Origin of the sequence: Mycobacterium sp. 1165178.9 (genome assembly GCF_001673555.1) — a bacterium.
Lineage (GTDB): Bacteria > Actinomycetota > Actinomycetes > Mycobacteriales > Mycobacteriaceae > Mycobacterium.
Genome location: NZ_LZMB01000411.1, coordinates 1 through 25,669, shown reverse-complemented (window position 1 = coordinate 25,669; position 25,669 = coordinate 1). Strand labels below are relative to the sequence as shown.

Sequence of the window (25,669 nt, the reverse complement as noted above, 5' to 3'; positions counted from 1 at the left end):
CATTCTGACAACCACAAAGGAGACGCCCGGATGGAGATCAGTGGGAAGAAGGTCGTCGTCATCGGCGGCGCATCGGGAATGGGCCGCGCCAGCGCCGAGCTGCTGCACGAACGCGGTGCGGATGTCGCCATCCTCGACCGCGAGGGCTCCGACGGTAAGACCGTCGCCGAGGGCGTCGGGGGTACCTTCTACCCGGTTGACGTTACCGACTTCACCGGCACCGAAGAGACGCTGCAGGCCGCGGTCGACAAGCTCGGCGGGCTGCACGTCGTGATCACCACCGCGGGTGGCGGTATCGCCAAGCGGACGCTGACCAAGTCGGGACCGCACGACCTCGAGTCCTTCCAGTCGGTGATCGACCTGAACCTGATCGCCACCTTCAACATCAGCCGGCTGGCGGCCGCGCACATGGCCAAGAACGAGCCCGAAGACCCCGACACCGGGGAGCGTGGCGTCATCATCAACACCGCCTCGATCGCGGCCTTCGAGGGCCAGATCGGCCAGGTCGCCTACACCGCCGCCAAGGCTGGGATCGCCGGGATGTGCCTGACGATGGCCCGCGACCTGGGCTCGGTGGGCATCCGCGTGCTGGGAATCGCCCCGAGCCTGTTCGCCACCGGGTTGACCCAGGGCATTCCCGACGAATTCGCCACCCAGCTGACGAAGGACGCGGCGTTCCCCAAGCGCCTCGGCCGTCCCGAGGAGTACGCGAAGCTGGTCGCCGCCATCGTGGACAACCCGATGCTCAACGGTCAATGCCTGCGCCTGGACGCCGGGCAGCGGTTCGCGCCCAAGTAGACGCCCCCGATTGGGCACTCCCCGCATTAAGTACACTCTTTAGGCAGCCGCCCCGCTTCCCCTCGAAGCGGGGCAGGCCACCCAGCTTCAGCTCCGACGATGCGGACCGCGCGGCGGCCCGAGGTGGAGCGGGACAATCGAACCCGGCTGGCATGCGGCGCGAGGAGGGCCCTCATGGGTATCGCAATAACCGACGACCATCGTGAACTCGCCGAGGTAGCCCGCGGGTTCCTGACCTCGCAGAAGGCGCGCTGGGCGGCGCGATCGCTGCTCGACGCCTCCGACGAGCCCCGCCCCGCGTTCTGGCAGAACCTGGTCGAGCTGGGATGGCTCGGCCTGCACGTCGACGAGGAATACGGCGGCTCAGGATTCGGGTTGCCCGAACTCGTCGTGGTGATCGAAGAACTCGGTCGCGCGGTCGCGCCCGGGCCCTTCGTGCCCACCGTGATCGCCTCGGCGGTGATCGCCAAAGATGGCGCCGCCGAACAGAAGTCGCGGCTGCTGCCCGGCCTGATCGACGGAACCGTCACCGCGGGCGTCGGGCTGGACGGCCAGGTGGGGGTCAAAGACGGCGTGGCCGACGGGGAGGCGGGAATCGTCCTGGGCGCCGGGCTGGCCGAGCTGTTGCTGATCGCTGCGGGTGACGACGTGCTGGTGATCGAACGTGGCCGCGAGGGTGTCTCGCTCGAGGTGCCCGAGAACTTCGATCCGACGCGCCGATCCGGACGCGTCCGCCTGCAAAACGTGCGGGTGTCCGGCGATGACATCTTGCCGGGGGCGCGCCAATCGGCGGTGGCCCGAGCCCGCACGTTGCTGGCCGCCGAGGCGGTGGGCGGGGCGTCGGACTGCGTCGACACCGCCGTCGACTACGCAAAGGTGCGCCAGCAGTTCGGGCGCACCATCGCCACATTTCAGGCGATCAAGCATCACTGCGCGAACATGCTGGTGGGCGCCGAGTCCGGGATCGCGGCCGTCTGGGACGCCGCGCGCGCGGCGGGCGAGGACGAGGAGCAATTCCGGCTGATCGGCGCGGTGGCCGCGGCGCTGGCCTTCCCGGCCTACGTCCGCAATGCCGAACTCAACGTCCAGGTGCACGGCGGCATCGGCTTCACCTGGGAACACGACGCGCATCTGCACCTGCGCCGCGCGGTGGTGAGCGCGGCACTGTTCGGCGGCGACGCGCCGGGCGCCGACGTTTTCGAGCGCACCGCCGCGGGCGTCGCCCGCGAGAACAGCCTCGACCTGCCGCCGGAAGCCGAAGAACTGCGCACCGGCATCCGCGCCGACGCCGCCGAGATCGCCGCCCTGGATAAAGAGGCCCAGCGCGACAAGCTGATCGAGACGGGCTACGTGATGCCGCACTGGCCCAAGCCGTGGGGACGCGCGGCCGACGCCGTCGCGCAGCTCGTGATCGAGGAGGAGTTCCGCGCTGCAGGCATCAAGCGGCCCGACTACGGGATCACCGGCTGGGTGATCCTGACCCTGATCCAGCACGGAACGCCTTGGCAGATCGAACGATTCGTCCAGAAGGCGCTGCGCAAGGACGAGATTTGGTGCCAGCTCTTCTCCGAGCCTGACGCCGGCTCGGACGCCGCGTCCATCAAGACGCGTGCCACCCGGGTGGACGGCGGCTGGAAGATCAACGGCCAGAAGGTGTGGACCAGCGGGGCGCACTACTGCGCGCGCGGTCTTGCCACGGTGCGCACGGACCCCGACGCCCCGAAGCACGCCGGCATCACCACGGTGATCGTCGATATGAAGGCGCCCGAGGTGGAGGTGCGCCCGCTGCGGCAGATGACCGGCGGCTCGGATTTCAACGAGGTCTTCTTCAACGACCTGTTCGTTCCCGATGAGGACGTCGTCGGGACACCCAACTCCGGGTGGACCGTCGCGCGGGCGACGCTCGGCAACGAGCGGGTCAGCATCGGCGGCAGCGGATCGTTTTACGAGGGGCTGGCCGACCAACTCGTTCAGCTCACCGAGCAGCGCCCGGATCGGTTGGCGGGCGGGCGAGTTCGAGTCGGCTTGTACCTGGCCGAGGAAACCGCGCTGCGGTTGCTGAACTTGCGGCGCGCCGCGCGCAGCGTCGAAGGCGCGGGGCCCGGCCCGGAGGGCAACGTCACCAAGCTGAAGCTGGCCGAGCACATGGTGGAGGGCGCCGCGATCATGGCGGCGCTGCTGGGGCCGGACGTCGCGCTGACCGATGGTCCCGGCGCCCTGGCCGGCCGGCTGATGATGGGGGCCCGCGGCATGGCGATCGCCGGCGGCACGTCGGAAGTGACGCGCAATCAGATCGCCGAGCGGATCCTCGGCATGCCCCGTGACCCGCTGATCAACTAGCGACAGCGGTCAGGCCGGCGCGAACTGCGCCGCGCCGCCGCTGCCTCGTTCCGGTCGCAGAGCGACGGGCATGCCGCAGCTCACCGACTCCGGTTCGCAGTCAACGATATTGGCGGCGACCCGCAGCCCGCTCTGTTCGGCGAGCTCGACGATGGCAATGACGTACGGGGTGGGAATCTCCGGGTTGTACGGGTGATGGTTGACCGTGTAGGTGAACACGGTGCCCCGCCCGGAGACTTCCCGCGCCTCCAGCCTGCCCCCGCACTCGCGGCATCGGCCGCTCGCCGGATGAACCCAGCGCGCGCAGTCCTCGCAGTACTCGATGAGCAGCGGCCCGTCCGACACGACGAATACAGTACACTCAATTGACTCGATGCTTGGGGGCGGTGTGCATGACGCATTTCGAAAAAGACGCGATCTTGTCCGGCATCGGGATCTCACGAATCGGCCGCCGCACCGGCATCCCGGGCCTGGACCTGACCATGGAGGCGGTACGCGCCGCCATCGAGGACGCCGGGCTGACCCCGACCGACATCGACGGCATCGCCACCCTGGGTGACACGCCCGCGGCGGACGTCAACTCCCAGCTGCGCATCGAGGCCGCAGACTGCGGATCGGGCTTCGGCACCGGCGGCCTGCTTTCGCCGGTGATGTCGGCCTGTCGCGCGGTCGCCGAACGCCGTGCCCGCCACGTGGTGGTGTACCGGACGATACAAATGCTCGGCGGCACGGTCCCGGTCAAGCAGGAAGAGAACGCGCCGGCGCCGCCGCTGGCGCGGATGTTCGAGACACCCGAAGGTGAGCCGAAGCCCGCCGTCGGTGCGATGGACGACGTCAACGATCTGGTTGCGGCGCATGCCTATTCGGCCGCCAATTGGTTGGCGCTCAACTGCCGTCGCCACATGGACCTATACGGGACCACCAAAGAACAGCTGGGCTGGATAGCGCTCAACGGCAGGCGCAACGCGGCGCTGAATCCCCGGGCGGTGTATCGGGATCCGATGACGATGGATGACTACCTTGGCGCGCGGCTGGTGTCCACCCCACTTGGGTTGCTCGATTGCGACGTCCCGATCGACGGCTCGATCGCGGTGGTGGTCTCGCACGCGGAGCACGCCGCCGACTGTCCGCACCGCACGGTGCGGGTAGAGGCGATCGGCGGGTCCGACGGAGCCGGGGGCTGGTTTCACCGCGCGGACTACCCGAAGATGGCGATGTCGGATGCCGCGGCGCAGATGTGGGCGCGCACGGCGTTGAAGCCCGCCGACCTCCAGGTCGCCGAGTTGTACGACGGATTCACCTATCTCACCCTGGCGTGGCTGGAAGCACTCGGAGTCTGCGGCGACGGCGAGGGCGGTCCGTTCGTCGAGGGCGGGGCGCGGATCGCGCGCGACGGGCACCTGCCGTTGAACACCTACGGCGGCCAACTTTCGGCGGGGCGCATGCACGGCTACTGGGCGCTGCACGAAGGGTGCCTGCAGTTGCGCGGCGACGCGGGGGAGCGGCAGGTGTCCCGCCGCCCCGAGGTGGGCGTTGTCTCCGTCGGCGGTGGGCCCGTCGCCGGGTGCATGCTGCTGACCTGTTGACCAAGAGCGCGATCGAGCCCGGATGACTGAGGAGCCCAGGACCGGCCAGGCGAATAAGCTCGCTTCGATCCTCGCCCGCGACATCGAAGCCGAGATCGTCCGCCGCGGCTGGGCGGTGGGCGAATCGCTGGGCTCAGAACAGGCTCTGCAGCAGCGCTTCGGGGTGAGCCGGTCGGTGCTGCGGGAGGCCGTGCGCCTGGTCGAACACCATCAGGTCGCTCGGATGCGCCGCGGCCCCAACGGCGGGTTGTACATCTGCGAGCCCGATGCCGGGCCCGCCACCCGCGCCGTCGTCATCTATCTCGAATATCTGGGCACGACGCTGGGCGACCTACTCAACGCGCGCCTGGTACTCGAGCCGCTGGCGGCATCGCTGGCCGCCGAGCGCATCGACGAGGCCGGCATCGCGCGGCTGCGAGCGGTGCTGCACGCCGAGGAGCAGTGGAAGCCCGGCCTGCCGGCGCCGCGCGACGAGTTCCACATCGTGCTGGCCGAGCAATCCAAAAACCCGGTGCTGCAACTGTTTATCCATGTCCTGATGCGGCTCACCACCCGCTATGCCCTGGCGTCGCGAACGGATACCGAAACCGAGGCCTTAGAGGCGGTCGACCATCTGCACGCGCACCACTCCGCGATCGTCGCCGCCGTCACGGCCGGCGATTCCGCCCGCGCCAAGACGCTGTCCGAGCGACACGTCGAAGCCGTCACCGGCTGGCTGCACCAGCATCACGCGGGCGACCGGAGCCGGGGCCGGGAGAGGCGCCGGCGGCTCGATTCGGAAACGCCCAGAGGCAAACTGGCCGAGATGTTGGCCGCCACCATCGGTGACGACATCGCCGCCAGCGGTTGGCGCGTGGGTGCGGTGTTCGGCACCGAGACGGCCCTGCTGCAGCGCTACCGGGTGAGCCGCGCCGTGCTTCGCGAGGCGGTGCGGCTGCTCGAATACCACTCGATAGCCCACATGCGCCGCGGGCCGGGCGGCGGCCTGGCCGTCGCCCGGCCCGCGGCGCAGGCCAGCATCAACACGATCGCGTTGTACCTGCAGTACCGTGGCCCGAGCCGCGAAGGCCTGCGATGCGTCCGCGACGCCATCGAGATCGACAACGTGGCCAAGGTCGTCAAGCGGTTGGCCGAGCCCGACGTGGCGGCGTTTTTGGCCAGCCATCGGTCCGGGCTGCCGGAGAACCCCCGACCCACGGCCGACGACGTGCGGCAGGCGATCGCGGCGGAGTTCGACTTCCACGTAGGCCTGGCGCAACTCGCCGGCAACGCACTGCTGGATCTGTTCCTGCGGATCATCGTGGAGCTGTTCCGCCGGCACTGGTCCAGCACCGGGCAGGCGCAGCCGACCTGGTCGGACGTGCTGGCCGTGCACCACGCTCACGTGCGGATCGTCGAAGCGGTGGAGGCTGCCGACGAGAGCCTCGCCTGCTACCGCCTCCGCCGTCATCTCGACGCGGCCGCCTCGTGGTGGCTGTGACAGTGCGATCGCGAGCCGTCGACGTGGTCCCACCAGTGAGGCAAACCTAAATCAGACCCGTTGCGCGGTATAGCGAAGGCCCCTCTTGGGTACTGACAGAGGGGGAGGCGTCAGTCTGCCCAACAGGGGGTTGGCGTAAGTGATCGAAAGCGAGAGCGCTGAAGTGAGGGCGGGCAACGAAACCAGGCAATACGGTTTCGTCCACTCCGCATCGATTTATCACTCTCAACAGGAGTTTTTCGATTTGGCAAGCCGCTTCGTCGGCGATGGTTTGGAGCTGGACGAGGCGGTGCTGCTTGCCGCGCCTCCCAAGACTCTGGCGCTGCTGCACGACGGGTTGTACGGCGGTGGTGATCCACCGACGGGCGTGCGCATGGTCGATATCACCGAGGTGGCCCGCAACCCCTGGCGGTTCATGGCGATGCAGGGCGCGTTCATCGACGAGCACCCGGACCAGCGAGTCCGGATCGTCAGCCAGCTTGCATGGCCCGGCCGCACCGACGAGGAGTTCATCGCCTGCATCGAGCACGAGGCACTCGTCAACGAGGCCATGGACGGCTACCCCGCGTCCTGTCTGTGCCTCTACGACGCGGACCGGCTGAGTGACGGTGTGCTGTCGGATGCGCGCGCGACACATCCGCTGCTGTGGGAACACGGTGCGCTGGAGCGCAGCTCGGACTACGCTCCCGGCGACGTCCTGGAACGCTGCAATCAGCCGCTGGCCGCCGGTCCCGGGGCCGTCACATACATGGTCCGCAAGTCGGCCGACCTTCGGCCTGCGCGATCCTTTGCCGTCGACTACGCGGGCTGGATGGGGTTGTCGCAGCAGAGCATCGAGGATCTACAGCTGGTCGCCACGGAGCTGGCCACCAACAGCCTGATGTACACCGGGGGCGCCTGCCGGCTGGCCTTCTGGCAAGACGACGGGCATCTGGTCTGCGAGGCACGCGACACCGGACGATTCGACGACCAAATTGTGGGGCGACTGGACCCCGGCCCGTGCGGTCCCGCGAGCCGCGGTCTGTATCTGGTCAACGCCATTTCGGACTTGGTGCGAACCCACACCACCAGGGCCGGTACGACGATTCAGGCGTATCTACGGTTCGAGCCCGCACCGGGTCCGGCCGGGTAAGAGGCCGTCGACTGAGACGGGCGCGCTGAATTAGATCCGTAGGTGACTTCATGTGCGCTGGCGACACTGATAGCGCACATTGAGTCCCGGCCCCACCGCGAACGTGGTTTCGGTCGCGGACGTTCTACAGCGGGCGCAACACAATCGGCATGCCGTCTTTCGGAACCGGCATGCCGCCGTAATCCCACTCGCACTTGTAGCCCGGGCGGGGCGGCTCCAGCCGATACCTGCGCAGCAGGCGGTGCAGGATCGTCTTGATCTCCAACTGCCCGAACGTCATCCCGATGCACTTGTGCGCGCCGCCACCGAACGGAGTGAACGCGTAGCGGTGCCGCTTATGCTCGTTGCGCGGCTCGGTGAACCGCTCGGGGTCGAATTTCAGTGGATCGGTCCACAATTCGGGCAGCCGGTGGTTCATGCCGGGATAGGCGATCACATTGGTGCCCTTCGGGATGAAGTACCCCAGCAGGTCGGTGTCGCGGACCGTCTGGCGCATCGCCCACTGCACCGGCGTCACTATGCGGATCGATTCGTTCATCACCAGATCCAGCGTCTCCAGCTTCTCCAGAGAATCGATATCGAGTGGCCCGTCGCCCAGCCGATCCGATTCCTCGCGGCAGCGCTGCTGCCACTCCGGGTGGAGTGCAAGGTGGTAGGCCATCGTGGTCACCGTCGAGGTGGAGGTGTCATGCGCGGCCATCATCAAAAAGATCATGTGATTGACGATGTCGTCGTCGGAGAACTTGTTGCCGTCCTCGTCCTCGGTCTGACACAACACCGACAGCAGATCGGTACCGGGATTCGCACGCTGTTCCTTGACCCGCTCGCGGAAGTAGTTCTCCAGCAGCTCGCGCGCTTTGAGGCCGCGCCACCAGGTGAACGGCGGCACGGAAGTGCGGATGATCGCGTTGCCCGCCCGGGTGGTGACCGCAAACGCCTTGTTGACCTTGGTCACCAACTCGTGGTCGGTGCCCGGCTCGTGGCCCATGAACACCATCGACGCGATGTCGAGCGTCAATTCCTTCATGGCCGGATAGAGCAGGAACCGTGCGTCATTGGTCACCCAGTCGTTGGCGACGGTCTGTGAGACCACCTGGTCCATCTGCTCGACATAGCTGACCAGGCGAGACCGGATGAAGGCCTCCTGCATGATCCGCCGATGGAACATGTGCTCTTCGAAGTCCAGCAGCATCAGGCCGCGGTTGAAGAACGGCCCGATTACCGGCACCCATCCCTGCTGGGAATAGTCCTTGTTGCGATTGGAATAGATGACCTGAGCGGCGTCCGGGCCCAGGGCGGCGACGCCCGGCAGGACGGGCGAGTCCCCGAAGACCACCGGACCCTTGGTCTTGTACATGTGCAGCAGGTAGTCGGGGCCGCCGCGCAGCATCTCGATGATGTGCCCGATGACCGGCAGGCCCGCGTCGCCGATGACCGGTTTGAGCCCACTGTCCGGTGGTGGCTCGGCGAGTTTGCGCTCCGGGAAATCGGTGTTCAGCAGCTTGCGCTCGACCATCCCCATGCCGGGAAAGTTGTTGATGGACGGCGTGAACCGGCGCCGCGCCTGATCCAGCAGGTACTGCGGGGTGCTGATGGTGGCGGTCATAAACGCTCCTTTGCGTGCCCTCCCGGTGACGGCCGTCACTGATTCATACCTTCGCTGAAAAACTTGACGGCTGTCAAGTTTGCTTTTTCAGCGGCGTGGTGCAAGGTCAGGGAGTGACCAGCCACCCCGCCACTCCAGAGCCGGGCGCACGACGGCGTGGCGACAAACAACGCCAGGCGATCGTGCAGGCGGTGCGGGAACTGCTGCAGGAAAAGCCGTTCGCGGAGCTGTCGGTGAGCACCATCAGCCTGCGGGCCGGCGTGGCGCGATCCGGCTTCTACTTCTACTTCGACTCCAAATACGCGGTGCTGGCACAGCTCATGGCCGAGGCCGCCGAAGAACTCGAGGAACTCACCGAGTACTTCGCCCCCCGACAGGCCGGCGAGTCACCCGAGCAGTTCGCCAAGCGGATGGTTGGCAGCGCCGCGGCCGTCTACGCACACAACGACCCGGTCGTGACCGCGTGCAACGAGGCCCGTAATACCGACGTCGAGATTCGCGATCTGCTGGATCAGCAGTTCGAGGTGGTGCTGGGCCAGATCGTCGGGATCGTCGAGGCCGAGATGAAGGCCGGGACGGCCAATCCGATCAGTGACGACCTGCCGACGCTGATCCGCACTTTGGCCGGCACCACCGCGCTGATGCTGACCGGCGACCCGATCCTGACCGGGCGCGACAGCGACCGTGACCGACGGGTGCGCCTCCTCGAGCAGTTGTGGCTGCACGCGCTGTGGGCCGGCCGTCCCTAGCGCGGCGTTACCGCCGGTATCGTCACGGCCATGGCTCAGAGCGGAATCGGGCGGTCTTTCGCGGGAAAGCGGTGCCTTGTCACCGGAGCGGCGAGCGGCATCGGCCGTGCCACGGCGTTGCGGCTGGCCGCGCAGGGCGCCGAGCTCTATCTGACTGACCGCGACAGCAACGGCCTCGAACAGACCGTGGCCGACGCGCGGGCGCTGGGCGCCCAGGTTCCCGAGCATCGGGCGCTGAATATCGCCGACTACGAGCAGGTGGCCTCGTTCGCCGCCGCCGTCCATGCCGAACATCCGAGCATGGATCTCGTCCTCAACATCGCCGGCGTATCCGCGTGGGGCACCGTCGACCGGCTGACTCACGAGCAGTGGCGCAAGATGATCGACATCAACCTGATGGGTCCGATCCACGTTATCGAGACCTTCGTGCCGCCCATGGTGGCGGCCAAGCGCGGCGGGCATCTGGTCAACGTGTCCTCGGCGGCCGGACTGGTGGCCCTGCCGTGGCATGCCGCCTACAGCGCCAGCAAGTACGGATTGCGCGGTTTGTCGGAGGTCTTGCGCTTCGACCTGGCCCGCCACCGCATCGGGGTCTCGGTCGTGGTTCCGGGCGCGGTGAACACCCCGCTGGTGAGCACCGTGGAGATCGCCGGCGTGGACCGGGAAGACCCCAACGTCGACCGGTGGGTGAAGCGCTTCGCCGGCCACGCCGTGTCGCCGGAAAAGGCCGCCGACAAGATCCTGGCCGGGGTGGCCAAGAATCGATACCTGATCTACACGTCTGCCGACATCCGCGCCTTGTACGCGTTCAAAAGGCTTGCGTGGTGGCCATATAGCGTGGCGATGCGCCAGGTGAACGTGATCTTCACCCGCGCGCTGCGACCCAGCCCGCCGGCGCTAGTCCGGCATGACCAGCTCGAGACGTACCCCGAGCAGGCGGACCGGCCGGTCGAGTTCGAATAGGTCGAGCACCCGAAGGGCCGCGGCCACGATGACGTCGCGATCGGTGCTGGGCGCATCGAGCTTGCGAATCTTGGTGCGCGTGTAGAAGGTCGCCGTGCGCACGGTCACCGCCACCCGGATCACGACTCGGTCCGCCGCGAGCACATCGGTCAGCGCTCGCTCGGCCAAATCCGTTACGGCCGCGTCCATCTCGGACCGATCGGTGAGATCGCGCGGAAAGGTCACGACGTGGCTGCGCGAGCGCGGCACCCACGGTTCGGCGCTGACCTTGCCGTCGCCGCCGCCCTTGGCCAACAACAGTAGCCACAGCCCGGTGCGCGGACCGAACGTGGCCGTCAACAACTCCGCATCGCAGTGGGCCAGCTGCCATACCGTCGTAATGTCAATATCCGCAAGTCTTTTCGCCGTCTTGGGTCCCACGCTCCATAGCGCGTCGACCGGACGATCGGCCATCAGGGGCATCCAGTTCGCGTCGGTGAGCACGAAAATGCCAGCCGGTTTCGCGAAGCCGGTCGCGACCTTCGCGCGCTGCTTGTTGTCGCTGATGCCGACCGAGCAGGACAGCCCGGTTTCGGTGGAGATGACGCTGCGGATCCGTTGTGCGACCTCGCTCGGGTCCTTCGCGGTCACCGCGACATACGCCTCGTCCCAGCCCCAGACTTCGACCGGATGTCCCAGGTCGCGCAACACACCCATCACCTGATCGGACGCCGCGTCGTAGGCGGCCGGGTCCGACGGGAGAAAGGTCGCCTCGGGGCAGCGACGGGCCGCGACACGCAGCGGCATGCCCGCACGCACGCCGAACTCGCGGGCCTCATAGGAGGCGCAGGTGACGACCTTGCGCGGCTCGCTCGGATCGCCGCTGCCGCCCACAATGACCGGCAGCCCGGCCAATTCGGGATGCCTGCGCAACTCGACCGACGCCAGAAACTGGTCGAGGTCCACATGCAAGACCCAATCCGGCGCCGCGGCGGGCACGGCGTTCATCGCCCGCAGAGCTTGCGCGCCAAGCTTTCCCACGCGTCGCCCAGCGTCGAAAGGGTGTGACCGCCCTCGGCCAGTTGATGCTCGACGTAGTCCACGTCCAGCAGCGCGAGCAACGCGTCGGTCTGGGCGTCGAGGTTGCCGGTGGATTCGGCCGCCTTGAGCAACACCCGCACGTGCGTGCGCAGCACCGTGGCCGGTGCGTTGTGCCGGTTTTGCGGATCGCGATTGGCCGCGGCCAGCAGTTCACAGTGGTCGTGAGCGAACCGGATCCGCTCCCGGCCGAATGCGACCAGCCGATCGGTCGGCGGGGCGCCGGGTCCCAGTGGCGGCGGCCCGAACAGGAATGCCTGCTGAACGGCTTGTTCATCCTCGTCCAGCAGCACCATCATCAGACCGGCCCGGCTGCCGAAGCGGCGGAACAGCGTGCCTTTGCCGACTCCGGCGGCGGCGGCGATGTCGTCGGTGGTGACGGCGTCGGCGCCGCGCTCGGCGACCAGGTTTCGGGCGGCCTGGAGGAGCAGGGCGCGGTTGCGCGCCGCGTCGCCCCGTTCCTGGTGCACCTGTGGGGCGCACACCTGCAACTCGCCCGACCGCTCGCTCACTCCTGCACTTTAACGCTGCCGGAATAAAGCGGACTATAGTCCGGTTAGCTCGTGCGAGGATGTACGCAACGACCGAAGGGAAACTTCAGCAGTGTCAATCAAAATCCTGGCGTTAGTGGGAAGCCTGCGGGCGGCGTCGATCAACCGCCAGATCGCCGAGTTGGCGGTGGCGGTCGCCGCCGACGACGTGACCGTCACGATCTATGAAGGACTCGATGAGCTGCCGTTTTATAACGAGGAGCTCGACTACGCGATGAACACCGCCGCGCCGGAGCTCGGCCCGGTGGCCGCGCTGCGTGCCGCGGTGTCCGACGCGGACGCCGCCCTGGTGGTGACCCCGGAGTACAACGGCAGCTACCCGGCCGTCATCAAGAACGCGATCGACTGGTTATCCCGGCCGTTCGGCGACAGCGCGCTCAAGGGCAAGCCGCTCGCGGTCATCGGGGGATCCTTCGGCCGGTACGGCGGGGTGTGGGCGCACGACGACACCCGCAAGTCGTTCGGCATCGCCGGCGCACGCGTGGTGGAGGCGATCAAACTGTCAGTCCCGTTCAAGACGCTGGAGGGCAAGGCGCCCGCCGAGCACGCCGAGCTCTCGGCGAACGTGCGTGATGTGGTGGGCAAGCTGGCCGCCGAGGTCGGCTGATTGGCGGAAGTCGACAAGCCACCCGCCGGGCGACCAGCGAGGTTGGAATAACCGAATAGCAAAAGCCGCCAGGCGCACCTGGCGGCTTTGCTAGCTGCGGGCCGGCCCGCCGCCGTCGGTGGTGATGTCGGTGGTCGCTGATATACCGGAGCGCATGGTTCACGCCGGCGCGATCTGTGATCTGCGACACGCCGAGCGGGGATCCAGATTTTTTCGCGACCGGGCTCACGACCAGGGAATTTCAAAATTGTTATTCAGAACATCTTGTATCTCGCCATCTTGTCACCCACTAGGTGTAGTGTTTCGAGCACCGGCAGATCCCAGGACCACCAAGCCAGCCAGACTCGGTGAACCCTCCGAAATCGGCGCCCACAGGTCGTTCGACCTTGACCGCCGCACGACGGGAATCAGGGGGCCTGACGGATCGCTGAACATAGCAAAGACGCAGTCCAAAAGTAGTTGCCAGTCCGTTGGGTCCCCTCTTCCGCAAAGGAGCGGCATTCCATGAGCATCACCGTGTACACCAAGCCGGCATGCGTGCAGTGCACTGCCACCTACAAGGCGCTGGACAAGCAGGGCATCGCCTACGAGAAGGTCGACATCTCGCTGGACGCCGAGGCGCGTGACTACGTGATGGCCCTGGGATACTTGCAGGCTCCCGTGGTGGTGGCGGGCAACGACCACTGGTCGGGTTTCCGCCCCGACCGCATCAAGGCGCTGTCCGCGGCGGAACTGAGCGCGTAAGGCAAGACGTTAGGTAAGGAGGTTGCGGTGCAGTCGCGCAACCTGGTCTATTTCTCCTCGGTGTCGGAGAACACCCACCGCTTCGTGGAGAAGCTGGGGATCCCCGCCACGCGGATACCACTGCATGGCCGCATCGAGGTCGACCAGCCCTACGTCCTCGTCCTGCCCACCTACGGCGGCGGGCACGCGACACCTGACCTCAACGCCGGTGGTTACGTCCCCAAGCAGGTCATCGCCTTTTTGAACAATGAGCACAACCGGTCGTTGATCCGCGGCGTCATCGCCGCGGGCAACAACAACTTCGGCGCCGAATTCGCCTACGCGGGCAACGTGATCTCGCGCAAGTGCGGCGTTCCGTACCTCTACCGCTTCGAATTAATGGGAACCCAGGACGACGTGGAAGCCGTCCGCGCGGGCTTAGCCAATTTCTGGAAGGAACAGACGTGCCACCAACCGTCGCTGCAGAGCCTGTAACCACCGGGGCCCACGCCTTGCCGGGGGAAACGGATTACCACGCGCTCAACGCGATGCTGAATCTCTACGACGCGGACGGCAAGATCCAGTTCGACAAGGACCGCGAGGCCGCCCATCAGTACTTCCTGCAGCACGTCAACCAGAACACGGTGTTCTTCCACAATCAGGACGAGAAGCTCGACTACCTGATCAAGGAGAACTACTACGAGCGCGAGGTTCTCGACCAGTACAGCCGTAACTTCGTCAAGACGCTGCTGGACCGCGCGTACGCCAAGAAGTTCCGGTTCCCGACGTTCCTCGGCGCGTTCAAGTACTACACCTCCTACACGCTGAAGACGTTCGACGGGAAGCGTTACCTGGAGCGCTTCGAGGACCGCGTGGTCATGGTCGCGCTGACGCTGGCCGCCGGTGACACAGTCCTGGCCGAGAAGCTGGTCGACGAGATCATCGACGGGCGATTCCAGCCGGCCACCCCGACGTTCCTGAACTCGGGCAAGAAGCAGCGCGGCGAGCCGGTGAGCTGCTTTTTGCTGCGCATCGAGGACAACATGGAGTCGATCGGGCGATCCATCAACTCCGCACTGCAGCTGTCCAAGCGCGGTGGGGGAGTCGCCCTGCTGCTCAGTAACATTCGGGAGCACGGCGCCCCGATCAAGAACATCGAGAACCAGTCCTCGGGCGTCATCCCGATCATGAAACTGCTCGAGGACTCGTTCTCCTACGCCAACCAACTCGGGGCCCGGCAGGGCGCGGGCGCGGTGTACCTGCACGCCCATCACCCCGACATCTACCGGTTCCTGGACACCAAGCGCGAAAACGCCGACGAGAAGATCCGCATCAAGACGCTGAGCCTGGGCGTGGTGATACCCGACATCACCTTCGAGCTGGCGAAGAAGAACGAGGACATGTACCTGTTCTCACCCTACGACGTCGAGCGGGTTTACGGCCTGCCGTTCGCCGACATCTCGGTCACCGAGAAGTACTACGAGATGGTCGACGACGCCCGGATTCGCAAGACGAAGATCAAGGCGCGGGAATTCTTCCAGACGCTGGCCGAACTGCAGTTCGAGTCCGGTTACCCCTACATCATGTTCGAGGACACGGTGAACCGGGCCAACCCGATCGACGGAAAGATCACCCACTCGAACCTGTGCTCGGAGATCCTGCAGGTGTCCACGCCATCGGTGTTCAACGACGACTTGTCGTACGCCAAAGTGGGCAAGGACATTTCGTGCAACTTGGGATCGCTGAACATCGCCAAGACGATGGACTCGCCGGACTTCGCGCAGACCATCGAGGTCGCGATCCGCGCGCTGACGGCGGTGAGCGATCAGACGCACATCTGGTCGGTGCCCTCAATCGAGCAGGGCAACAACGAGTCCCACGCGATCGGGCTGGGCCAGATGAACCTGCACGGCTACCTGGCCCGCGAGCGCATCCTCTACGGCTCCGAAGAAGGCGTCGACTTCACCAACATCTACTTCTACACCGTGCTCTACCACGCGCTGCGCGCATCGAACCGCATCGCGATCGAGCGGGGAAGCAAGTTCGGGGGCTTCGAGAAGTCGAAGTACGCCTCGGGCGAATTCTTCGACAAGTACACCGAGCAGGTGTGGGAGCCGGCCACGCCGCGGGTCCGGGAAATCTTTGCCGAAGCGGGCATCCGCATTCCGACACAAGAGGATTGGCAGCGGCTCAAGGAGTCGGTGCAGCAGCACGGCATCTACAACCAGAACCTACAGGCCGTCCCACCGACCGGCTCGATCAGCTACATCAACAACTCGACCAGCTCGATCCACCCGGTGGCGAGCAAGATCGAGATCCGTAAGGAAGGCAAGATCGGCCGCGTCTACTACCCGGCGCCATACCTGACCAACGACAACCTGGAGTATTACCAGGACGCCTACGAGATCGGCTACGAAAAGATCATCGACACCTACGCCGCGGCCACCCAGCACGTGGACCAGGGACTGTCGCTGACGCTGTTCTTCAAGGACACCGCCACCACCCGCGATGTGAACAAGGCGCAGATCTACGCCTGGCGCAAGGGCATCAAGACGCTGTACTACATCCGGTTGCGTCAGATGGCGTTGGAGGGAACAGAGGTCGAGGGCTGCGTGTCCTGCATGCTGTAGCGCTGCACCTTCGGATTCCCGAATCGCGTTGCGGGATAACATCTTCTTCTTATAACTGCTGCCCGAGCAGAACGGTCGAGCGGCTCTAAGTCTTTTGCGGCCCGGGTGGTCGGCCGTCGCGTCGAGCAGGTCCGTGAACCCGAGGTTGGCCGCGCTTTGCGGACAAGCGCCGCGCTTTGCGCGTAGACCGCCGGTCGCGATATCCCTAACTTTGCAGCAGACATCGGCTGGAAGAAGGCGGCGTCGCCCACTCCGACCGACTGATCGACAGTCGCGCCCACCGCGACGACAGCCGAGTGCTGACCGTCCCGAATACATTCGGCTCGGTATGGCACCGACTGAATGAGTACGACCGTTCCCCGTTCCGTGGTATCTGCGCTGCTTTTGATCGCACTACGAAAAGAGGATGTACGTCGTGATTATCGATGATTCCCGTGTTTCACCTATCCGGCCGGAGGACCTCGCGGACCTGGTTGCGGCGGTGGCGGGGTCGGTTCTGTTGCCGGGTGACGCGGGATATGACGACGAACGGGCCGTCTTCAACCTCAACCACGAGCTCAAGCCCGCCGTGATCGTGGTGGCGCAGTGTCCGACCGATGTCGAGGCGGCCGTCGCTTTCGCGGCGAGGCGGCATCGCCCGGTTGCGGTGAAGGCCACCGGCCACCAGGTCGTCGGCACGGCAGAGGGCGCCGTTCTGATCAACACCCGCCGGATGAACGACGTCGAGATCGACGCCGTCGGGCGCACTGCCGGGGTCGGCGCCGGGGCGATATGGGCAGACGTGGTCCAGAAGGCAGCCGAGACTGGGCTGGCACCGTTGAACGGGTCCAACCCCACGGTAGGGGTCGTCGGTTATAGCCTGGGCGGCGGTCTCAGCCCGACGCTCGGCCGCTCCCACGGCTACGCCGCGGACCACGTGCGCTCGCTCGACGTGGTGACGGCAGACGGCGAATTGCGACATGTCGACGCCAAATCCGATCCCGAGCTGTTCTGGGCGCTGCGCGGTGGCAAAGGCAACTTCGGAGTGGTCACCAGGCTGCAGTTTGTGTTGTTCCCGGTTTCCCGTATTTACGGCGGTGCCCTCTACTTTCCGGGGGAGCACATGACCGACGTGCTGCGCACCTGGACTGCCTGGCACCCGAACACGCCGGAATCGATGGTCTCGTCGTTCGCGGCCCTGCGACTTCCGCGGCTGCCCGAAATCCCCGAGCCGCTGCGCGGCGTGTTCACGGTGGCGCTGCGGATCGCCTACAACGGCACGGCCGAGGATGGCGAACGGATGATCGCGCCGCTCCGGGCAGTCGCGCCGACCGTCCTGGACACCGTAGCGGACATGCCGTACACGGCAGTCGCATCGATCCACGCCGAGCCGACCGAACCATTGCCATACTACGAGCGCAGCATCATGCTGCGGGAATTCCCCGCGGAATCGCAGGACAGACTGGTGGAACTCGTCGGCCCGAATTCCCAAACCACCATGTGGATCGCCGAACTGCGTGCCCTTGGCGGAGCCTGGGACCGAGAGCCGGTGGTGCCCAACGCCGTAGCGACCAGAGGTCTGCCGTATGTCTTGTTGGGCGTCGAGGTCGGTCCGCTGTCAGAGGAACGGCGGCTCAAGGAGTCGGTCGCTGCGCTGCTCAACGGGATGGCAGCCTGGCAGGCCGACCGGCGGCTGGTGAACAACCTTGCTCCCGAAGAAGCGGCCGAGGCCGTCGCAATCTACGGTCCGGAACGCTACGAGCGCCTGGCGCACGTCAAAAAGATGTACGACCCGACCAACATGTTTCGCTTCAACCACAACGTGGTGCCAGCCGCCTAAACCGACGGGCGGCTTCAGGCTACCCATAGTTTGACTATCCCAACGCATGTCACCGAGGCGTGGTTCGTGATCGGGCGTCAATTGGCCATCTGGCCCGCGATGCATCTCCACCGACCTTCATTGCGCGTGGTATCACGCTGTGAGCGTCGAATTTAGTTCACCGCGCTTTCCGGCTATGGGCCGCGCCATTCGGGTAGACCGGCCGTCGTCGTAGCCCTAACTTTGCACCAGAAACGGCCTGAACGAGGGTGACTCGTTCAGGCGCAACGTGATTCAAGGGGGCGATAATGTCACGGACTCATGACGATAGTTGGGACCTCAAGACGGGAGTGGGCGCGACCGCCACACTGGTCGCTGCGGCGCGGGCGGTCGCCAGTAGGCAACCCGATCCGGTGATCCGCGACCCGTTCGCCGCAGTGTTGGTCAGGGCGGTCGGACTGAAACTGTTCACCCGGATTGTCGACGGCGCAATCGATTTCTCGGACCTCGAAGTCGACTGGATGCCGGACTACTTCGGCGTGCGGACGAGAACCCTCGATGACTTTGCCAGCGACGCGTGCCAAGCCGGTATCCGCCAAGCGGTGATTCTGGCCTCTGGACTGGATTGCCGGGCTTACCGATTGGACTGGCCGCCGGCGACGGCCATCTATGAGATCGATCAACCCCAGGTCATCGAGTGGAAGCGGAGCGTCTTGACCGGCTTGGGCTGGGCACCTGCCGAAGGGCACCATTGCTTGGGCATCGATCTGCGTCAGGACTGGTCGAGCGCGTTGCGGCAAAACGGTTTCGACGACACGCAGCCGACTGTTTGGGTCGTCGAGGGACTTCTCATCGGGTATCTCCCGCCGGAGGCACAAAACCAGATTCTCGACGCGATCACCAATTTGAGTGCTCCCGGGAGCCAACTCGGGGCGGATTACGTCGAGACGCCCAGAACCGATGCGCTCGGCGAAAATCTGAGAAAACGACACGCGGTATGGAATCAGTTGGACCCCGAGATCGACCTTCGCAGTGTGACTTTCGCCGGTCAGCACACAGACGCCGCCAAGTATCTGGCCGAGCGGGGCTGGACGACGCGCAGTGCTGAGATCGCCGACGTCTTCAACGCGGCCGGACGGCCCGCTCCCACGGCCGACGGCTTAGTCGAGTTGGCGAGTTTCACGCGGATGCTGAGCGGAGTGCGCATATAGCGCGTCCTGCGGCGGCTCAACTCCATCGTCCCGACACCCATTGCCCGTGTGGCCACGGTGGTCCACCTGTTTCGATTTTCGTTGTGAGTGCCCGAGGAGGGTCATCGTCATGGTCGCGTCTCTGCACCGGCGACTAATCAACAAGCTATGGCTGCCTACCCTGGTGGCCATCGTCGCCGTCTTGGCGGGGTGCGTCATCGATTCCGCGCACAGGATCTTCGGTTCCCAGGACCGAACCCTGAGCCCGGGCGACAAATTTTCGATAGCTCAGTTCAATCCCAAACACATCGAATACGACGTGTTCGGCGAGTTGGGCGGGTGGGGGCGGGTCAGCTATTGGGACGTGAACTCGCACGCAATCGCCGTCGACCTGGCGACGTTGCCCTGGACGCATACCGAAGTCACGGTGTTGACGACCGCGACCGCCGACATCACCGCGCAGGTCGCCGGAGGCAATGTCGGCTGTCGCATCATCGTCGACGGCCAGGTGCGTTCCGAACACACCGCCACGGGTGAGCACGCCGGGGTCTGGTGCCAGGTGCTGTCCGCATGAGGCATAACAGCGTCGACATCAAGGTGCGCAAACCCTTCCTTGCGCGAACCATCCGCAGGTTCGCCGTGCCCGTGGTTGTGGCGTGGGTCGGACTCATGGTCGTGCTCAACGTGGCCGTCCCGCAGCTGGAACCCGTCACCGAAGCGAACCGGGGACCGCTGGTCCCGGTCGATGCGCCCTCGTCGCGCGCACTCATCCACATCGGGGACGTGTTCAACGAGTCGGACAGCAACAGCCTGGTGATGGTCGTGTTGGAAGGCGATCACAAGCTCGACGAAGCCGACCACCACTTCTATGACGGCCTGATCGCAAAACTGCAGCGAGACAAGCACGTTCAATACGTCATGAATCTGTGGGGACAGGGAACAACCGCCGCCGGGGTGCAGAGTAACGACGGAAAGGCGTCCTACACGCTGGTTCGGACTGCCGGCAATCTCGGCTCGGCGGTGTCGGACGAGTCAATCAAGGCGGTGCGAGACTTGGTCTCGCAGACCAGAACCCCGCCTGGGCTGAAGGTCTACGTCTCGGGCTCGGCACCGCTGTCGGCGGACATGCTCGAAGCCGGTAACGAGAGCCTGATCATGATCATGTTCGTCACCATCGTTCTCATATCCGTGATGCTGCTGGTCGTCTATCGCTCGATCATGACCGCGCTCCTCGTGCTGTTCATGGTGATGCTGGAGTTGAACTGTGGGCGGGGCATAGTCTCCTTCCTCGCCTTCCACAAGCTCATCGGGATATCCGAGTTCGCGTCCAACCTTCTGGTCTCCCTGATCCTCGGCGCGGGTACCGATTACGCGATCTTTCTGATCGGCCGCTACCACGAAGCACGCCGCGCGGGTGAAGACCGGGAAACCGCTTACTATTCCGCCGTGAGCGGCGTCTCCCACGTCATCCTCGGATCTGGCCTCGCGGTCGCCGGCGCAACGTTCTGCCTCAAGTTCACCCGCCTCAACTACTTCAATACCTGTGGGATCCCCTGCGCTGTGGCTATGCTCACCGCAGTGGCGGCCGCCTTGACCTTCGGTCCGGCTGTGCTGGCGTTGGGCACCCGCGTGGGAATATTCGAGCCGAAACGCAAAGGCGGTGCCGGGATTTGGCGCAAGGTCGGCACGGTGACGGTTCGGTGGCCCGGCCGGGTGCTGCTGGCCAGCTGCGTGGTGGTGCTCGTGGGATCGCTCACGCTGCCCACCTACCATCCCAACTACGACGACCGGATATACATCTCCGATGACAGCCCGTCGAAGCTCGGATACGCCGCGGCCGACAGGCACTTCCCGGTTAGCAGGCTGAACGGCGACATGCTCATGGTCGAATCCGACCACGATATGCGTAACAGCACGGACATGATCGCGCTGGACCGGGTGGCCCGCAGTGTATTTCACACTCCCGGTGTGGGGTTGATCCAAAGCGTGACCAGGCCATTGGGGACTCCGCTAGAACATTCGTCGTTCACTTACACCATGGGCTCGATGGGAACGAAGATCAAGGAAATCCTGCCGTTCCTCACCGACCTCAACTCGCGGCTCACCGAGATGGCCGGCATCACCGAGCGCATGACGGGGCTGATGCGGCATCAACAGGAATTGACGTCTCAACAGGCCGGCGCGGCTCATATCGCCGCCGGTGCGGCCCAGGGCATGAAGGACGTCACCGACGCGATGCGCGACGACATCGCCGATTTCGACGATGTCTGGCGGCCGATCCGCAGCTACTTCTATTGGGAGAAGCACTGTTTCGATATCCCGCTCTGCTGGTCGCTGCGTTCGCTATTCGAGCTGACGGACAAGTTCGACCAGTTGGACGAGCAAATGGATAAGAACCTGAAGGCTGCGATGATACAAGACTCGGTGATGCCGCAGCTGGTCGACCTCCTCGGCCGCAACGTCGACCAGCTCGAGCAGCTTCACCAGGTGATCATGGCCGAGCACAGTACGATTGCGCCCCAGCTGGCCCAGTTGGACGAGCTAAGCCGGCAGATGATGGATCTGGGCTATGCGTTCGACAGTGCGAAGAACGACGAATTCTTTTACCTACCACCAGATGCGTTCAACAATTCGTCGTTTCGCATCGATCTGAAATTCTTCATGTCCCCCGACGGCAAAGCCGCTCGATACATGGTCTACCACGACGGCGAAGCACTCACGGAAGACGGCATCCACCACGACCAGGCCTATCTGCCCGCCGCCAAGGAGGCGTTGAAAGGCACCACGCTCGCCGGCGCCCATGTGTACCTCGGCGGCGCCGCGACGACGTACTGGGATATCCAGGATGCGGCCGCAACCGACCTGATCATCGCGGCTACCGCGGCATTCGCGTTGATTTTCCTAGTAATGTTGCTCATCACCCGGAGCATGATCGCGGCGCTGGTCATAATCGGAACCGTAGCGTTTTCGTATTCGGGAGCGTTCGGTCTCTCGGTCCTGATCTGGCAGCACCTGCTTGGCATCCCGATCAGCTGGCTGGGTCTGCCGCTCACCTTCATCATCCTGGTGGCGGTCGGCTCGGACTACAACCTGCTGCTCATAGCCCGCTACTTGGAGGAAAGCAAGGCGGGCCTGAATACCGGCTTGATCAGAGCAGTCGCGAACTCGGGCAAAGTAGTCACCACCGCCGGTCTGGTGTTCGCCGTCACGATGATGGCCATGGTCTCCGGCAAGCTGGTCTCGGTCGGTGAAATGGGATCCACGATCGGGATCGGTCTGCTGCTGGACACGCTGATTGTGCGTTCGTTCATCACGCCCGCCCTCGCTCGTCTGCTGGGGCCATTCTTCTGGTGGCCACGCCTGATTCGCGCTCGACCGGCGCGTGTCGCCGGGCGGGCAGCGCCGGCCGAATACGCCGGCGTCCGGTGACCGGCGCCGTGCCGCGTTTGGCGGACCGCATGGCTCGATTGCCCTGGTGACCACGCCGCGTAGGTGCAAACGTTCTCGGTGGTGAAATCCTCGATCGCTCAGCGCAATTGGTGCGTTCGGGCGGCGCGCTGATCACCATCGCCGAGCCGCTGCGGGTTCAACCCGAGCACGGAGGCGCTGTCTTTTTCGTCGTCGAACCCGACCGGCAAACCCTTACCGTGCTGGAACGCAGGATTCGCGACGGCCGACTGCGCCCAGCCATCAAAACGGTATGTGCACTGGGCGAAGCTGCGTCGGCATTCGACCCGGCGCGGGGTGGTGGCGGCAAGACCATCATCACGGTCGCCGACGCGGGCTAGCGGAGCCCGAGTCGAAATCGAGTACCGCCCTCACGAATTGTTGTGGGTCGTAGTCGACCGCCTGGTGCCCTTGGCCGCGCAACGGGGCAACCGTCGCGCCCGGTACCAAGTCGGCTACGGCCGCGGCGGCCACCCGGAAATACGTGGGACTCTGGGTCCCGAACAACATACGCACCGGGACGGTGATCTCGGCTAGCCGCTCGGTGGCGCGGTAGGCGCGGGCCGCCGCGAGTTCGCGGCCGGCGGTGTGCCCGATCGAGTCGGCCAGATACGGCAACTCACGATCGACAAGGTCTTTGATGGCCGGCGGGGGGAGGTGCAGGGTGTCGCGGTAGAACGCTTCGAGTATTTCGCGCGGGTCCGACATCTTGGTGATGCGTGCGAGGCCCTCCGGTGACCCGACGTCATGGCCCTGCGACGGTATTGGCGGCTCGTACAGCATGATCCGGCGGAACGCTGATGTGAGCAGGGCTGCTTCCATGACCGCCAATGCCCCGTAGGAATGCCCGACGACGTAGACGTCGCCGCCGACATCCTCGGCGACGGCCGCCACATCCTCGGCGACGGCCGCCACATCCTCGGCTTCCCGGCTCAGGCTGTAGGGCTCGACCTCGATGGTGCTCAGTCCCCGACCGCGGCGGTCCATAGCGTGGACGGTGTAGCGCTGTACCAGCACCGCCGTCACCGAGGACCAACGAGCACGCGTGCCGGTGCTGCCATGCACCAAGAGCAGCGGCGAACCGGCACCAACGGATTCATATCCGATGCAGGTCCCGTCGGGAGAAATCACCGTTGTCATGCTGATTGCAACGCCGCACCGGACCCGTTCCCAGGTGACAAACGCGTCATGTTACCCACAGAAACCGCCATGACCCAAATCCGTTGACCGCTAACCACTCTGGTAGCGGCCGCACACCACTCACAATGCGCCATCCGCTCCACAGAAAAGGACGCCTCTGGCCATCAACGGCATTGGCGGGGCGGAATGGTTGTTCTTTTCCGCGAGCGCCACGACTCGATGGAAGGTACCGAATGAGACTTGGACTTCGCCTGCCCCAGAGATTGGGGGTCGACCTGCAACACGATCTGGTCGAAGCGGCACGGGTAGCCGAGGCGGCCGGATATTCCAGTGTGTGGACGTACGAGCGACTGCTCTTCCCGCAGGCGCCCGTCGAGCCCTACGCCGGATTTAACGTGCCTTGGCCGGAACACTCGCGCCAGGCCGCCGACCCGTTGGCCGTCCTCACCGCCGCGGCGGTCGCGACCGAAAGCGTCCGCCTCGGTACCTCCGTCCTCGTCGCGGCACTGCACACTCCGGTCCAGCTCGCTAAGGCGCTCGCCACGATCGATCAGATCAGCGGCGGCCGCGTGATCGCGGGCCTGGGCACCGGTTGGGCCACCGACGAACTGCAGGCCACCGGCGCCACCCGAGCCGATCGCGGCCGCTTCCTCGACGAGACGCTCGATGTCTTTGATGCGGTGTGGGGCCCCGACCCGGTGAGCTTCCGGGGACCGCGGGTAGTCGTCGACAACGCCGCAGTCCTGCCGAAGCCGGTGGCGAGAATCCCCGTCATGCTGGGTGGCGGCGGCCATAACCCGAGCCGTGGCACCAGTTCGAAAGCGTTGCAGCGCATCGCCAAACGCGCCGATGGCTGGCTGCCGCTGCTGGCCACGCCGGGCCCGGCCGGAGCTGCACAATTGCGCGCCGACTGGGACCGAATCCTTGGCATGGCTTGCGAATACGGGCGTGACACGTGCCGGATGGAGATGATCGTGGTCGGCAATGTCACCTTCACCCACCGGCCGGCCGGACCTGAGCGATCCGCGTTCGTCGGCACGCTGGACCAGGTTCTCGACGATGTCCGGACCGCCGCGGAGGCGGGCGCCGACGAGCTCATCGTGGATCTCAATCTGCAGGACTGGTTCACCAGCACTGCGCAAATGCTGGAAACGGCGGTGCAGATCCGCGAACGGGCCATGGCCTCATGATCGACGGATTGCGCATCCGGATAGACACCACGGATCCGGACGACGCGCGCACCCAGATCGGGTCTGTCTACTGTCCCCACCGGCTCACCGTCCGGGGCCGGGTGTCGGCGTTTCGTGCGCGGCATGCCGAAGGCGGCGGCAGCGGGCTAGGCGTTTACTCCCTGTCGTACGGTTCGGCCACCACGCTGCTCGAGTCGTCGACGTTCGACGACTTCGTCTTGGTGTCCCAGCAGATCAGCGGGCGATTCGTGGCCGGGGCGGATAACGGCGAGCGGGTCGTGTTGCCCGGCGGTTTCGTCGTGCTGGACGCCCACACGGCATTTCGGCTGCGGTGGGAGGAAAACTGCAACATTTTTCATGTGCGCATCCCGCGTACCGAATTCGAAGCGACGGTTGCCGAGTTCACAGGTGCGACTGAGCCGACGCCGGTCCGAGTCCCGACCAGCTGGCAGCCGTCCAAGCCGGGAACGTTGGCTGTTGCGAACGTGATGAAATTCTTGCTCCGCAATGCCGGGCCGAACGGGCTGCTGGCAGTGAGGTCATTGGTATCGGCGCAGATGTCGCGGATGTTGGTAGCGAGCATCGTCGAGGCCTACCCCGGGTTTACTCACGCGACCGACGCGGGCCCCAGTGGTGCCGTTCGACCGCCGGCGGTGCGGCGT

General features: G+C 65.4%; 22 protein-coding genes and 1 pseudogene. 18 read left to right on the top strand and 5 right to left on the bottom strand.

The window, feature by feature from the left end; translation table 11 throughout:
* Positions 1 to 30: 30 nt before the first annotated feature.
* A complete protein-coding gene (locus A5652_RS18070; protein ID WP_067354384.1) occupies positions 31 to 798 on the top strand; it encodes an SDR family NAD(P)-dependent oxidoreductase in 768 nt (255 codons plus the stop codon).
* Between the two features lie 174 nt (positions 799 to 972).
* Positions 973 to 3,138 (top strand): acyl-CoA dehydrogenase, encoded by a 2,166-nt coding sequence (locus tag A5652_RS18065; RefSeq protein WP_067354381.1) that lies wholly within the window; start codon positions 973 to 975, stop codon positions 3,136 to 3,138.
* A gap of 9 nt (positions 3,139 to 3,147) precedes the next feature.
* Here the strand turns inward: A5652_RS18065 and A5652_RS18060 are convergent, their stop codons facing one another.
* Positions 3,148 to 3,483 (bottom strand): Zn-ribbon domain-containing OB-fold protein, encoded by a 336-nt coding sequence (locus A5652_RS18060; protein ID WP_067354378.1) that lies wholly within the window; start codon positions 3,481 to 3,483, stop codon positions 3,148 to 3,150.
* Positions 3,484 to 3,530: 47 nt separating this feature from the next.
* Here A5652_RS18060 and A5652_RS18055 point away from each other — a divergent pair, with 47 nt between their 5' ends.
* From A5652_RS18055 to A5652_RS18045, 3 genes are all read left to right on the top strand, one after another.
* Positions 3,531 to 4,724, top strand: coding sequence for a thiolase family protein (locus A5652_RS18055; RefSeq protein ID WP_067354375.1), 1,194 nt, complete (start codon positions 3,531 to 3,533; stop codon positions 4,722 to 4,724).
* Between the two features lie 22 nt (positions 4,725 to 4,746).
* Positions 4,747 to 6,204, top strand: a complete 1,458-nt coding sequence (locus A5652_RS18050; protein WP_067354371.1) for a FadR/GntR family transcriptional regulator — start codon at positions 4,747 to 4,749, stop codon at positions 6,202 to 6,204.
* Between the two features lie 139 nt (positions 6,205 to 6,343).
* On the top strand, positions 6,344 to 7,336 hold the full coding sequence (locus A5652_RS18045; RefSeq protein WP_067354368.1) for a sensor histidine kinase: 993 nt from the start codon (positions 6,344 to 6,346) through the stop codon (positions 7,334 to 7,336).
* 124 nt (positions 7,337 to 7,460) lie between these two features.
* Here the strand turns inward: A5652_RS18045 and A5652_RS18040 are convergent, their stop codons facing one another.
* Positions 7,461 to 8,942: a cytochrome P450 gene (locus tag A5652_RS18040; protein WP_067354364.1), complete on the bottom strand. Its 1,482-nt coding sequence runs from the start codon at positions 8,940 to 8,942 to the stop codon at positions 7,461 to 7,463.
* A 113-nt stretch (positions 8,943 to 9,055) separates the two neighbouring features.
* Here A5652_RS18040 and A5652_RS18035 point away from each other — a divergent pair, with 113 nt between their 5' ends.
* The gene (locus A5652_RS18035; RefSeq protein WP_067354362.1) at positions 9,056 to 9,691 is read left to right on the top strand and encodes a TetR/AcrR family transcriptional regulator; all 636 of its coding nucleotides are present in this window, start codon (positions 9,056 to 9,058) and stop codon (positions 9,689 to 9,691) included.
* A gap of 30 nt (positions 9,692 to 9,721) precedes the next feature.
* Entirely contained in the window at positions 9,722 to 10,654 is a 933-nt protein-coding gene (locus A5652_RS18030; protein ID WP_067354358.1) for an SDR family oxidoreductase, read from the top strand.
* Here A5652_RS18030 and A5652_RS18025 read toward each other — a convergent pair.
* Together A5652_RS18025 and A5652_RS18020 are read right to left on the bottom strand one after the other, a co-directional pair.
* A complete protein-coding gene (locus tag A5652_RS18025; protein ID WP_197514004.1) occupies positions 10,589 to 11,632 on the bottom strand; it encodes a DNA polymerase IV in 1,044 nt (347 codons plus the stop codon). The genes A5652_RS18030 and A5652_RS18025 overlap by 66 nt on opposite strands.
* A gap of 5 nt (positions 11,633 to 11,637) precedes the next feature.
* Positions 11,638 to 12,243 carry a TetR/AcrR family transcriptional regulator gene (locus A5652_RS18020; RefSeq protein ID WP_067354355.1) on the bottom strand — a complete coding sequence of 202 codons (606 nt, stop codon included), beginning with the start codon at positions 12,241 to 12,243 and terminating at the stop codon, positions 11,638 to 11,640.
* Positions 12,244 to 12,334: 91 nt separating this feature from the next.
* Here A5652_RS18020 and A5652_RS18015 point away from each other — a divergent pair, with 91 nt between their 5' ends.
* From A5652_RS18015 to A5652_RS17975, 9 genes and pseudogenes are all read left to right on the top strand, one after another.
* Positions 12,335 to 12,889, top strand: a complete 555-nt coding sequence (locus A5652_RS18015; protein WP_067354352.1) for an NAD(P)H-dependent oxidoreductase — start codon at positions 12,335 to 12,337, stop codon at positions 12,887 to 12,889.
* A 504-nt stretch (positions 12,890 to 13,393) separates the two neighbouring features.
* The gene (locus A5652_RS18010; RefSeq protein ID WP_067124347.1) at positions 13,394 to 13,633 is read left to right on the top strand and encodes a redoxin NrdH; all 240 of its coding nucleotides are present in this window, start codon (positions 13,394 to 13,396) and stop codon (positions 13,631 to 13,633) included.
* 27 nt (positions 13,634 to 13,660) lie between these two features.
* Positions 13,661 to 14,107, top strand: a complete 447-nt coding sequence (gene nrdI, locus A5652_RS18005; RefSeq protein ID WP_067354348.1) for a class Ib ribonucleoside-diphosphate reductase assembly flavoprotein NrdI — start codon at positions 13,661 to 13,663, stop codon at positions 14,105 to 14,107.
* A complete protein-coding gene (nrdE, locus tag A5652_RS18000; RefSeq protein WP_067354345.1) occupies positions 14,077 to 16,242 on the top strand; it encodes a class 1b ribonucleoside-diphosphate reductase subunit alpha in 2,166 nt (721 codons plus the stop codon). Before nrdI ends, nrdE begins: the two co-directional genes overlap by 31 nt.
* A gap of 406 nt (positions 16,243 to 16,648) precedes the next feature.
* On the top strand, positions 16,649 to 18,061 hold the full coding sequence (locus A5652_RS17995) for an FAD-binding oxidoreductase (RefSeq protein ID WP_197514002.1): 1,413 nt from the start codon (positions 16,649 to 16,651) through the stop codon (positions 18,059 to 18,061).
* Positions 18,062 to 18,348: 287 nt separating this feature from the next.
* The gene (locus A5652_RS17990; protein WP_067354341.1) at positions 18,349 to 19,251 is read left to right on the top strand and encodes an SAM-dependent methyltransferase; all 903 of its coding nucleotides are present in this window, start codon (positions 18,349 to 18,351) and stop codon (positions 19,249 to 19,251) included.
* Between the two features lie 109 nt (positions 19,252 to 19,360).
* Positions 19,361 to 19,804: an MmpS family transport accessory protein gene (locus A5652_RS17985; protein WP_067354337.1), complete on the top strand. Its 444-nt coding sequence runs from the start codon at positions 19,361 to 19,363 to the stop codon at positions 19,802 to 19,804.
* A complete protein-coding gene (locus tag A5652_RS17980) occupies positions 19,801 to 22,659 on the top strand; it encodes an RND family transporter (RefSeq protein ID WP_067354334.1) in 2,859 nt (952 codons plus the stop codon). Before A5652_RS17985 ends, A5652_RS17980 begins: the two co-directional genes overlap by 4 nt.
* A 68-nt stretch (positions 22,660 to 22,727) precedes the next feature.
* A pseudogene (locus A5652_RS17975) lies at positions 22,728 to 23,018 on the top strand (zinc-binding dehydrogenase); the annotation flags it as partial.
* Here A5652_RS17975 and A5652_RS17970 read toward each other — a convergent pair.
* A complete protein-coding gene (locus tag A5652_RS17970) occupies positions 22,996 to 23,817 on the bottom strand; it encodes an alpha/beta fold hydrolase (protein WP_067354327.1) in 822 nt (273 codons plus the stop codon). The pseudogene A5652_RS17975 and the gene A5652_RS17970 sit on opposite strands and share 23 nt — an antisense overlap.
* 233 nt (positions 23,818 to 24,050) lie before the next feature.
* On the opposite strand from A5652_RS17970, the gene A5652_RS17965 reads away from it, so the two are divergent.
* Both A5652_RS17965 and A5652_RS17960 read left to right on the top strand, forming a co-directional pair.
* Positions 24,051 to 25,007, top strand: coding sequence for a TIGR03619 family F420-dependent LLM class oxidoreductase (locus tag A5652_RS17965; RefSeq protein WP_067354324.1), 957 nt, complete (start codon positions 24,051 to 24,053; stop codon positions 25,005 to 25,007).
* Positions 25,004 to 25,669, top strand: a 666-nt coding sequence (locus A5652_RS17960; RefSeq protein ID WP_156745408.1) for a hypothetical protein, incomplete at its 3' end; no start/stop codon positions are given. The genes A5652_RS17965 and A5652_RS17960, both read left to right, overlap by 4 nt.

Bases quoted from the DNA above. Each gene is read 5' to 3' on its own strand.
- A5652_RS17995 (WP_197514002.1), top strand. From the start codon at position 16,649: ATGTACGTCGTGATTATCGATGATTCCCGTGTTTCACCTATCCGGCCG.
- A5652_RS18050 (WP_067354371.1), top strand. From the start codon at position 4,747: ATGACTGAGGAGCCCAGGACCGGCCAGGCGAATAAGCTCGCTTCGATC.
- A5652_RS18030 (WP_067354358.1), top strand. From the start codon at position 9,722: ATGGCTCAGAGCGGAATCGGGCGGTCTTTCGCGGGAAAGCGGTGCCTT.
- A5652_RS18055 (WP_067354375.1), top strand. From the start codon at position 3,531: ATGACGCATTTCGAAAAAGACGCGATCTTGTCCGGCATCGGGATCTCA.
- A5652_RS18065 (WP_067354381.1), top strand. From the start codon at position 973: ATGGGTATCGCAATAACCGACGACCATCGTGAACTCGCCGAGGTAGCC.
- A5652_RS18040 (WP_067354364.1), bottom strand. From the start codon at position 8,942: ATGACCGCCACCATCAGCACCCCGCAGTACCTGCTGGATCAGGCGCGG.
- A5652_RS17990 (WP_067354341.1), top strand. From the start codon at position 18,349: ATGTCACGGACTCATGACGATAGTTGGGACCTCAAGACGGGAGTGGGC.
- A5652_RS17965 (WP_067354324.1), top strand. From the start codon at position 24,051: ATGAGACTTGGACTTCGCCTGCCCCAGAGATTGGGGGTCGACCTGCAA.
- A5652_RS17985 (WP_067354337.1), top strand. From the start codon at position 19,361: ATGGTCGCGTCTCTGCACCGGCGACTAATCAACAAGCTATGGCTGCCT.
- A5652_RS18010 (WP_067124347.1), top strand. From the start codon at position 13,394: ATGAGCATCACCGTGTACACCAAGCCGGCATGCGTGCAGTGCACTGCC.
- A5652_RS17980 (WP_067354334.1), top strand. From the start codon at position 19,801: ATGAGGCATAACAGCGTCGACATCAAGGTGCGCAAACCCTTCCTTGCG.
- A5652_RS17970 (WP_067354327.1), bottom strand. From the start codon at position 23,817: ATGACAACGGTGATTTCTCCCGACGGGACCTGCATCGGATATGAATCC.
- A5652_RS18070 (WP_067354384.1), top strand. From the start codon at position 31: ATGGAGATCAGTGGGAAGAAGGTCGTCGTCATCGGCGGCGCATCGGGA.